9 protein-coding genes and 1 riboswitch are annotated in these 10,161 nt (G+C 34.1%); of the genes, 7 read left to right on the top strand and 2 right to left on the bottom strand.

Annotated features, from left to right (window positions below):
* The first annotated feature begins 56 nt into the window (after nucleotides 1-56).
* The gene (locus B5X47_RS03665) at nucleotides 57-638 is read left to right on the top strand and encodes a DUF3841 domain-containing protein (protein ID WP_079588842.1); all 582 of its coding nucleotides are present in this window, start codon (nucleotides 57-59) and stop codon (nucleotides 636-638) included.
* A gap of 99 nt (nucleotides 639-737) precedes the next feature.
* On the opposite strand, the gene B5X47_RS03660 is transcribed toward B5X47_RS03665, so the two are convergent.
* Together B5X47_RS03660 and B5X47_RS03655 are read right to left on the bottom strand one after the other, a co-directional pair.
* The gene (locus B5X47_RS03660) at nucleotides 738-1,772 is read right to left on the bottom strand and encodes a methyl-accepting chemotaxis protein (protein WP_079588841.1); all 1,035 of its coding nucleotides are present in this window, start codon (nucleotides 1,770-1,772) and stop codon (nucleotides 738-740) included.
* Between the two features lie 10 nt (nucleotides 1,773-1,782).
* Nucleotides 1,783-2,505 carry a cache domain-containing protein gene (locus B5X47_RS03655; protein ID WP_079588840.1) on the bottom strand — a complete coding sequence of 241 codons (723 nt, stop codon included), beginning with the start codon at nucleotides 2,503-2,505 and terminating at the stop codon, nucleotides 1,783-1,785.
* 183 nt (nucleotides 2,506-2,688) lie between these two features.
* Between B5X47_RS03655 and B5X47_RS03650 the strand changes: the two genes are divergently transcribed.
* The 6 genes from B5X47_RS03650 (at nucleotide 2,689) to B5X47_RS03625 (ending at nucleotide 10,157) form a co-directional block, all read left to right on the top strand.
* A complete protein-coding gene (locus tag B5X47_RS03650) occupies nucleotides 2,689-4,248 on the top strand; it encodes a ClC family H(+)/Cl(-) exchange transporter (RefSeq protein ID WP_013362362.1) in 1,560 nt (519 codons plus the stop codon).
* A gap of 95 nt (nucleotides 4,249-4,343) precedes the next feature.
* A riboswitch (SAM riboswitch) is annotated at nucleotides 4,344-4,446 on the top strand.
* A 122-nt stretch (nucleotides 4,447-4,568) separates the two neighbouring features.
* Nucleotides 4,569-5,840 (top strand): O-acetylhomoserine aminocarboxypropyltransferase/cysteine synthase family protein, encoded by a 1,272-nt coding sequence (locus B5X47_RS03645; RefSeq protein ID WP_143215747.1) that lies wholly within the window; start codon nucleotides 4,569-4,571, stop codon nucleotides 5,838-5,840.
* A gap of 18 nt (nucleotides 5,841-5,858) precedes the next feature.
* Nucleotides 5,859-7,628 carry a homoserine O-acetyltransferase/O-succinyltransferase family protein gene (locus B5X47_RS03640; protein ID WP_079588839.1) on the top strand — a complete coding sequence of 590 codons (1,770 nt, stop codon included), beginning with the start codon at nucleotides 5,859-5,861 and terminating at the stop codon, nucleotides 7,626-7,628.
* 144 nt (nucleotides 7,629-7,772) lie between these two features.
* Nucleotides 7,773-8,468 carry a dTMP kinase gene (locus B5X47_RS03635; RefSeq protein ID WP_079588838.1) on the top strand — a complete coding sequence of 232 codons (696 nt, stop codon included), beginning with the start codon at nucleotides 7,773-7,775 and terminating at the stop codon, nucleotides 8,466-8,468.
* A gap of 1 nt (nucleotide 8,469) precedes the next feature.
* Nucleotides 8,470-9,285 (top strand): DNA polymerase III subunit delta', encoded by an 816-nt coding sequence (locus B5X47_RS03630; protein ID WP_159446388.1) that lies wholly within the window; start codon nucleotides 8,470-8,472, stop codon nucleotides 9,283-9,285.
* Nucleotides 9,282-10,157 carry a PSP1 domain-containing protein gene (locus B5X47_RS03625; RefSeq protein WP_079588836.1) on the top strand — a complete coding sequence of 292 codons (876 nt, stop codon included), beginning with the start codon at nucleotides 9,282-9,284 and terminating at the stop codon, nucleotides 10,155-10,157. The genes B5X47_RS03630 and B5X47_RS03625 overlap by 4 nt, the downstream gene beginning before the upstream one ends.
* The last annotated feature ends 4 nt before the right edge of the window (nucleotides 10,158-10,161 follow it).

Below are 10,161 nucleotides of genomic sequence, written 5' to 3'. Positions count from 1 at the left end.
TCCTGGGTTTGAGATTAGTGTAATTCTATAGGGTAATCAATCAAGGAGAATATTTTATGAAAATCGAAAATAATTCTGTTTCACTGTATTCTTCGCAGACAAATCTAGTAGTAGACAAGCTAGATAAAGATGGAGTTTGCTTTAATAAAAAAGAATTTGTAGTAAGGAAATATGAAGAGGTTGCACCTATTTTTGTAGCGGCATACAGCTGGTTTGTGAATGAAGCTCAAAATTATGTGAAAGGTCCACCAGAAGCTGAGTATCCTTACTGGGCGTTTGCAGATATAAATAATGTAGAAAGCCATGCAGACAGCACTATATTAAAACTTAATGTTCCTTTGACTGAAGCTATATATTTTGATATGCAGGATTGGTACAAGGTACTTAGGCTTTCGTATATAGGGGAAACTGCTCAGGATGAAGCTAAGTTTAAAAAGATGCTAGAAGCCTATGGAGTAAAAAATGAAAGTGATGTTATTCTCACCAATTTTTATCCCCAGCTAAAAAGAGAAGTGCAAGAAAGCTGGAAAAGATTGTTTAAGCATCATGAAAATATAAAGCAAGGAAGAAATGATGACGCTATTAATATTCAAGCGGCTTTATGGCAGATAAAAAAGGAATGGATACATACTCTTTAAAAATCACAGCATACGATTTTGTTAGCTTATATATAATGAAAAAACCATATTAAGATGGCCTTTATGACCGCCTTAATATGGTTTTTTTAAATCAAAGCTTTATAATGAGAATTTCTTGATTATAGAATCTAGCTTTGAAGCTACTTCTGATAGATGTCTGGAGCTCTTTGTAATGTTTTCCATTAAGTCTAGCTGAGTTTCAGTTGTAGCAGCTATTTCTTCAGCAGAAGCAGCATTTTCTTCTGTGATTGCAGAAATACCTTCTATAGCACTTAGAACCCCTTCTTTATTATCGTTTATTGAGCTGATATTGATAGTCAGTTCATCTAGTTGTTTTACGGTATTAGAAAGTGATTCTTCTATTTCATCAAATGAATTCAGTACTCTGCTCATTTCTCCAGTAGCACCTTCTACTGCTGTTTGAGTTTCTGACATGTTGTTTTTTATTAAGGAGATTTCTCCTTGTATTTCGTCGATTATATTTTTTATTTGATCTGTAGATTTTGAAGTTTGTTCAGCTAGCTTTCGTATTTCATCAGCAACAACTGCAAATCCTCTTCCGCTTTCTCCAGCTCTAGCGGCTTCTATAGCGGCGTTTAGTGCAAGTAGGTTTGTTTGATCTGCTATGTTTTGGATTACACCTACTATATCTTCGATTAGAGTAGATTTATCAGCTAGAGTGTTTACATTGTTTCCAAGTGAAGTAGTGATTGTGAGAGTTTTTTCAAATTCTAAGTTTAGATTTTCCACTGATTTTAGTCCATCTTGGTTTTTCTCAGTCACGTTAGTTGTAAAGGATTGAAGCTCGCTAGCGTTGTTATCTGTATATTTTATTTGTTCAGCTAGTTTACTTAGCATCTCAACACTTATTTGAGCTTCGTTAGCTTGACTTTGAGCACCCTTTGCAAATTCTGTAACAGCTTCATTTACTCCATTTACAGAGCTATATCCTGCGTTGGCTCCATCGCTCATCGCTGCGGCTGTCTGAGAAAGAACTTTGGAATCTTCGCTTAGGGTATTTACTATATCTCTTAGATTTTGTCTTAAATCAAATACAGCTTTTCCTATTATTCCAGTTTCATCCTTATAGTTTACTATATCATCAAACTCAGACGTTTCTTTGATGTCTAGCATTGCGATACGATTAACTAGTTCGAATAGGCTTAGTTATAGATTTGCTTATGATAGCGCTTATAATAGCTGCTAAGATAGCAATAGCTATAGTAACTGAGATGATAATCATGATATTTCTTCTAAGCATAGCTGCAGCAGCAACTTCTTCTGCTTTGACAACCTCATTGATATCATCGATATAATTTCCTGTTCCTATAATCCAGTTGAAATATGGCTCTAACTGAATATACCCTCTCTTAGGAAGGGGGATAGTTTCACCAGATTTAGGAAAATCATAATTTAAAAATCCTTGTCCATAGGCTTTTGCCATTCTTATAAATTCTTCGACTATTTTAACTCCATTGTCATCAGTAAGCCCAAGTCTACTAGTTCCCTCAACATCCTTGTTTCCAAGAAGAACAACATTTGTTCCGTCAATAGTGTCAGCCCAGAAATATCCACCATCTCCATACTTTGCATTTCTAACAATATCAGCAGCTAGCACAGTTCCAGTTTCTTTATCTAGCTCTCCAGATTCGATTGCATTTTCAATAGGTTTAAGCGAAGTTATTAGTGACTCAGTTGCGGATTTAATCATCAAATCATAATCCTCTAGAAGTAATTTTTCTGTCTGAGCTATTTGAGCCTTGCTATTGGTAGAAAAGGTATAAATACTGACACTACCAATTAATAATCCCGCAAGTAGAATATTTAGTAGTGCGACCATTAAAATTTTTGAACCTATGCTTTTCACTGATTACCACCCCGTTTTGATAGATTTCTGTTTTAAGTTTAATTTATCCTAAGTAGACATCATTATAACATTTATATGTATTGATTAGTTATTTTATTAATAGCAATTTAGAATTTGAAATAATTGTTTCCTAGGTATAGAATAAAGAAGGTTACAAGTTTTTCGTGAAATGGAGGAATGATGTTGAAAAATAATTATACTATTTTGGTAAGTCATAATAATGAAAAAATGTTTATTTTATTTAAAAGTATAGTGGTTGGCTTAGCGGCAGGAGGAGTTTCAGTTCTTTACAGAATCACACTAACAAATGCAGAAACAATCTCTAATTTTACATATACTTTTTTGAATCAAAATTTCATGTTTCTCCCTATTACTTTTTTATTCTTAATTGGAATGGGATATTTTGTAGGGTATTTAGTTGATAAAAATAAAATGATTTCAGGAAGTGGAATACCTCAGTTAGAAGGAATTCTAAAAGGATATTTTAAATCACGTAAGTCTTGGATGCACACACTAATATCAAAGTTTGTAGGAGGTGCTATTGCTATAGTAGCAGGTTTATCTTTAGGTAGAGAAGGTCCTTCTATTCAGTTAGGAGCATGTATAGCTGAAGGGGTTGGAAATAAAATTGGAAAAGGTAGACTAGAAAAAAGAATACTTATGGCTAGTGGAGCGAGTGCGGGATTAGCAGCAGCATTTAATGCACCTATGGCAGGTGTGATTTTTGCCTTAGAAGAAATTTTTAAGTATTTTTCTCCAATCATTTTACTATCGACTATTTCTGCTGCAGTAACTGCAGACTTTATTTCGAAAAAAGTTTTTGGTATGAATCCAGTTTTTAATTTTCCAGTAAGCCAAACAGTACCACTTAATGGATACTTAATGCTTATATTTTTAGGAATTGTTTTGGGGATTTCTGGAGCTATCTATAATTATACTTTATTTAAAACTCAAAAATTTTATAAAAAATTAACTTTTCTTAATATAAGAACAAAAATAATAATTCCTTTTATTCTAGCAGGATTTCTAGGTTTAGTTTTTCCACTTGCAACAGGAGGAGGCCATAAGATTATAGAATATCTAAATCTTAAAAATGGTATTAGTTTTCTTGTTTTAATCTTAATAGTTAAATTTATTTTTTCGATGTTAAGTTTTGCATCAGGAGCTCCTGGTGGTATATTTTTTCCTTTACTTATTTTAGGTGCAACTATTGGAAGTATCTTTGGACATGTAATGATAGGAAATGGAATTTTTGATGAGAGTCTTTTTAATAATTTTATTATCCTTGCTATGGCTGGATATTTTACGGCTATTGTAAGAGCACCTATAACTGGTATAGTTTTAATAATGGAAATGACAGGTTCTTTCAACCATTTGCTTTCACTCACAGTTGTTTCAATTACAGCATATATAGTGGCAGAGCTTTTAAATAGTCCTCCAGTATATGATAAATTACTTGATAATTTAATAGTTCAAGAACATCCAGAAGATGAGAAAGAACATATTAATAAAATTCTTGTAGAAATAATAGTTCAGCATGACTCTGTTTTTGAAAATTCTTTGGTAAAAGATTTACATTGGCCAGGAAAATCTCTTCTCGTCGCTATAAAAAGAGGAGAAGTAGAACTTATTCCAAAAGGAGATACTAAAATTATGGTGGGAGATTATTTGGTTGTATTAACAGATATTAATTGTGAGTCTAAAATAAGAGAAAAATTAGAAAAATTGAATTTACGCCCTTAGAAAAAAGTGACTGAAGCTAACGATTTAATAATTTAAAAAAATACTTGCAATTTATCCTAGAACAGTGTATTATAAAAATCAAACTTAATAAAAGTTGCTTATCAAGATTGGTGGAGGGACTGGCCCTACGAAACCAGGCAAGGGTTTTATATAAAACCGAGTGCTAATTCCAGCAGACAATAGTCTGAGAGATAAGTGTAGCCTACAAGTCTATTTTTGTATTTAGATTTGTTGATTTTATTTATTTAAAATCATAAAGCCGCACTTTGTGCGGCTTTTTTAATTTCTCAGACTCTCAATATGAAAAGGAGAGGATATTAATGAAGAATTACAGTGTAGAAACTCAGTGTGTACAGGCAGGCTATGAACCAAAAAGTGGAGAGCCAAGAGTAGCTCCTATAGTGCAGTCAACTACTTACAAGTACGATGATGCAGATCAGGTTGCAGCTTTATTTGATTTATCAGCAGTAGGACATATGTATTCCAGAATCAGTAATCCAACTGTAGAGGTTTTGGAAAAAAAGCTGGCTGTTTTAGAAGGTGGAGTAGGAGCTCTTGGGGTTGCTTCAGGTCAATCAGCAAATTTCTTTGCTATTTTTACTTTGTGTAGCGCTGGGGATAATTTTATCTGCCTTTCAAATCTATACGGTGGAACCCATACGTTGTTTACTTCTACTTTAAAGCGTATGGGGATTGAGGCAACTATACTTCCATGCACAATAGAGCCTAAAGAGATTGCAAAACATGTAAATTCTAAAACAAAGCTGCTATTTGCAGAAACGTTAGGAAATCCTGGTGTAGAGGTACTTGATATAGAGGCTTTTGCAAAAGCCGCACATGATAATAAATTGGCATTTGTTGTGGACAATACCTTTGCTACACCTTATTTATGCAGACCGATAGAGCATGGAGCTGATATAGTTACTCATTCTGCTACAAAGTATCTAGATGGTCATGCAACTAGTCTAGGTGGCGTGATAGTAGACAGCGGTAATTTTGATTGGAACAATGGGAACTTTGATTGCCTTACTCAGCCAGACCCGGCATATCATGGGCTTAGCTATACAGAGGCTTTTGGAAACCAAGCCTTCATAGTAAAGGCAAGAGCATCGCTTCTTAGAGATTTAGGCTCTACGATGAGTCCCAATAATGCATTTTTAATTAATTTAGGAACAGAAACCTTGGCTCTTAGAATGCAAAGACACAGTGACAATGCTCTAGAGGTTGCGAAGTTTCTTCAAAGCCTAGATGAGGTTGCATGGGTCAACTATCCAAAGCTAGAAGGTTCCAAAGACTACAAGCTTGCTGAAAAATATCTTCCTAAAGGCGCTTCTGGAGTTATATCATTTGGAGTGAAGGGCGGAGTAGACAAAGCCAAGCTATTTATAAATTCTGTCAAGCTAGCGAGCCTTGTAGTTCATGTAGGAGATTTAAGAACACATGTGCTTCATCCAGCTAGTATGACGCATAGACAGTTAAGTGAAGAGCAGCAGATCAAAGCTGGGATTGCTCCTGAGATGATCAGGCTATCTGTAGGAATCGAAAATCCAAAGGATATCTGCGATGATTTATACCAAGCACTAAAAGCGTAGGTGTAAGGGGGAATAGTCTTGCCTATAATAAATTCTACTAATACGGACCTACTCAAGGAGTTTTACGACAAGGATATTTTTCAGATTCCAGAGCTAAGAGCAACTACTCAGGATATAAGACCTCTGAAAATAGGTATAGTCAATTTAATGCCTAACAAAAAAGAAACAGAAATCCATCTGATGAAGGCGCTTTCTAATACGCCGCTTCAGATAGAGCTTGATTTAATAAGAACAAAAAGCAGAAAAAGTAAATACACCGATATGGAGTACCTTACTAAAAACTATAAAACATTAGACGAAATTAAAAATAATAAATACGATGGACTTATCATAACAGGAGCTCCAGTTGAGCATTTGGAGTTTGAAGAGATTGATTACTGGGATGAATTAAAGGAGCTATTCGAGTTTGCCCGTACACATGTTTACTCGAGCTTATTCATATGCTGGGCATCTCAGGCTGCTTTATATTATTACTACGGTGTACAAAAAAGGAATCTAGGTTCAAAGCTAAGCGGAGTATTTGAATATGAACTAGCTGAGGATTCAAAGCTAACTAGAGGTCTAGATGATAATTTTTTCTATCCTCAGTCGAGAAATACTGAAAACGAAGAAGCTGAGCTTAGAAAGGTTCCAGATTTAAAAATCCTAGCACGTTCAGATGAGGCTGGGGTATGCATATCTTCTAGTGTTGATGAAAGATTTGTTTTTATATCAGGGCATGGAGAATATGATACCGATACGCTTTACAACGAGTATATAAGAGACTTGAATAAAGGGATAAATCCAAGTATACCTAGAAATTATTTTAAAAATGACGACCCTTCAAATCGCATTCTTGTAAGATGGAAATCAAGTGCTAGCTTAATTTTTTCAAACTGGATTAATTATTTTGTCTATCAGCAGACACCATATCAGATAGAAAAAATAGAGCAAAAGGTGGTTGCAAAATTCGGTGGAAGCTCACTATCTGATTCGGCTCAGTTTGCAAAGACGAAGGACATCATACTGTCAGACAAAAATAGAACTCATATAGTAGTGTCAGCACCAGGTAAAAGACATGATGAGGATATCAAGGTTACTGATTTGCTTGAAAGCTGTTATGAGTTAAAAATAAAGCAGCTAGAAATAGAAAAACAAAGAAAAAAAGCTATAGGACAGGTCTATGAAAGATTCAAGGAGATATCAGAAAATCTTAAGCTTCCAAGTCATGTATTTAGCCTTATTAGCAAAACTGTAGAAGATATTGAGGATTCTATTCACAGGGATTTTATCATAAGCAGAGGAGAATATCTAAATGCTCAAGTACTAGCAGCTCATCTAGGGTATAGATTTATAGATGCATCTGAGCTTATTTTCTTTGATGAAGCTGGTTTAGTAGATGAAGCAAAGACCTATTTAGAAATTCAAAAAAAGCTTAATAAAGAAGAATTTGTAGTAATTCCAGGTTTTTATGGAAAGGATTTTAATGGAAATATTAAAACCTTTGAAAGAGGAGGCTCTGATATTACAGGCTCTATCATTGCAAGAGGAATGTCTGCTGATTTATATGAAAACTGGACCGATGTAGATGGAGTTATGACTGATGATCCGAGAATAAATGAAAATGCAGTTACTATTTCAGAGATGAGCTATGAACAGCTTCTTGAAGTGAGTAGAAACGGCGCAAAGGTATATCACCCGGATGCAGTAAATCCAGTAGCTACTGCCTCTATACCACTTAGGATATGCAATACAAATAAGCCAAGTAATCTAGGAACCTTGATTCAAAAAACTAAACACAATAAATAAAGCAAAAGAACTGGTTTTTTCTTAACTGTATTAATAGTAAAGAAAAAGCCAGTTTTTTTATTGTGAAGACAATTACATAGAAAAAACCTAGATTATCCTTTATAATATAAAAAGTAAGTATGAAGGCGTTACTTAGGAGGAAATATGGGCAGATTATTTGTGGTTGAATCAGGTTCTGATGCTAGCGGTAAGGCTACGCAGACTGAGCTTTTATATAATAAACTGAAGATGGATGGATATAATGTAAGAAAAATAGAATTTCCAAATTATAAAAGTGAATCCTCGGCTTTAGTGAAGATGTATTTAAGAGGAGATTTTGGCTCAAAGCCAGAGGATGTGAATCCCTATATAACTTCTACTTTTTATGCTGTAGATAGATATGCTTCCTTTAAAACCTCGTGGGAAGAATTTTATAATAATGGTGGAATAATAATTGCAGATAGATATACTACCTCTAACATGGTTCATCAAGCGGCAAAATACGATGATTATAGCGAGAAAGATAAGTTCTTGCAGTGGCTTGATGAGTATGAGTTCGACTTTTATGGACTTCCAAGACCTACAAAGGTATTTTTTCTAAATATGCCTGTAGAATTTTCGTTTAAGCTTATGAAAAATAGAAAAAATAAAATTACAGGCAATGTCAAAAAGGATATTCATGAAGCAAATAAGGGTTATTTAGAAAAATCTTATGAAAATGCTCTTTATGTGGCAAAAAAATACGGCTGGGAAAATATTGACTGCACAAGTAATGATAAGCTACGCCAAATTAAAGATATTCACGAGGAAATATACAGCTTGATTCTTAAGAGCCTGAAGTCTAGTGAGGATGGAGATTAAATTGGAAAGAAATAAGTTATATAAAGAAATACAAGATAATCTTTTTTATGCTGCCTCTAATCAAACCCTATCTCATGCATTTATTTTTGAAGGGTCCAAGGATTCAAAAAAAGAGATAATGGCAACAGAGCTTAGCAAGAGAATACTAGATACTGAGCATCTAGAAAACTGCAGTGATTATTTTGTAGTAACAAATGAAAAAATGAATATAGAAACCATTAGGTTTATAAATAGAGATTGCTACATAAAGCCTTTTAAATCAAAAAAAATCTATATATTTGAAGATGCTATGAAGATGACTCCAGTAATGCAGAATGCTTTTCTAAAAACTTTGGAAGAGCCTCCTTCAGATGTACTGTTTATACTTATATGTGAAAATGCAAGAGGGTTGCTAGATACGGTTAGATCTAGATGCATATCGTACTATTTTCCTTCAGAGGATACTGCTTTAGATATTGATAAGGCACTAAAGGAACAAATAGAGAGTTTTTTTGAGAACCTTATTGAAAAGAATGAAATAGGTATAATTCAATATATGGAAGACTTAAAAAATCAAAAAGATGATATTGATGTAGTCATAGATGCATTCATGGATTATACGAGAGATATATTAATAACTAAAGAACGCAGCGATTATTTGTCATATTGCATAGCAGAAAATGAACTTGTGGATACACTAGCTTCTTCTTTTACCCACTTTCAGCTTCTGACAATTATTGATATAATAGAAGATACTAGAAAAAAACTATCTAGTAGATGTAATTACAATTTGACGTGTGAGGCGATGCTTTTTAATATAATGGAGGTTATAAAGTGATAAAAGTTGTAGGAGTTAGATTTAAAAAAGCTGGGAAGATATACTATTTTGACCCAGTTGATATAGAAATAAGTCAAGACGAAAAGGTAATAGTTGAAACAGCTAGAGGAATGGAGTACGGTATTGCAGTAGTACCGGGTAAAGAGGTAGAGGAATCGGATATTATTGCACCTCTTAAGCCTATTATTAGGCTTGCCAATGAAGAGGATATCCAAAGAAACCTAGAAAACAAAACTCTTGCAGAGGAAGCTTTTAAGATTTGTGAAGAAAAGATAGTAGTACACCAGCTTGATATGAATCTCATAGATACTGAGTATACTTTTGATAGAAATAAGCTGATTTTTTATTTTACAGCTGAAGGCAGAATAGATTTTAGAGAGCTTGTAAAAGACCTTGCTGCGATTTTTAGAACTAGAATTGAGCTTAGACAAATAGGTGTCAGAGATGAAGCTAAGTCACTAGGTGGATTAGGCTGCTGTGGAAGACCACTGTGCTGTTCTACTTGGCTAGGAGAGTTTCAACCTGTTTCTATAAAAATGGCAAAGGATCAGAGTCTTTCTCTTAATCCTACGAAGATTTCAGGTATTTGTGGCAGACTATTTTGTTGCTTGAAATACGAGCATGAAACCTATGAAGGTATTCTAGAATACATGCCTGAGGTTGGAAGCATTATCAAGACTCCAGATGGAGTTGGAAAGGTTCTTGATTCTCAGGTGCTTGCAGAGGAAGTAAAAGTTCTTATGGACAATAAGGACACTGTAGATATAAGAAAGTTCAAAGCTCATGAGGTTCAAATATTAAAGAAACCTAAGAAAACTCAGGATTCTAATGTCCATGAGGTTGAAAAAGAACTTAAGAAACTAGAAGACTAAAAAA

Source organism: Acetoanaerobium noterae (assembly GCF_900168025.1).
GTDB classification, from domain to species: domain Bacteria; phylum Bacillota; class Clostridia; order Peptostreptococcales; family Filifactoraceae; genus Acetoanaerobium; species Acetoanaerobium noterae.
Note: the sequence above shows the minus strand (reverse complement) of the source record. Positions and strands in the feature narration are given on the sequence as shown.

What these genes read in the sequence shown, in the direction of transcription:
- B5X47_RS03660 (WP_079588841.1), bottom strand. Translation starts at nt 1,772, where the DNA reads ATGCTAGACATCAAAGAAACGTCTGAGTTTGATGATATAGTAAACTAT.
- B5X47_RS03665 (WP_079588842.1), top strand. Translation starts at nt 57, where the DNA reads ATGAAAATCGAAAATAATTCTGTTTCACTGTATTCTTCGCAGACAAAT.
- B5X47_RS03635 (WP_079588838.1), top strand. Translation starts at nt 7,773, where the DNA reads ATGGGCAGATTATTTGTGGTTGAATCAGGTTCTGATGCTAGCGGTAAG.
- B5X47_RS03645 (WP_143215747.1), top strand. Translation starts at nt 4,569, where the DNA reads ATGAAGAATTACAGTGTAGAAACTCAGTGTGTACAGGCAGGCTATGAA.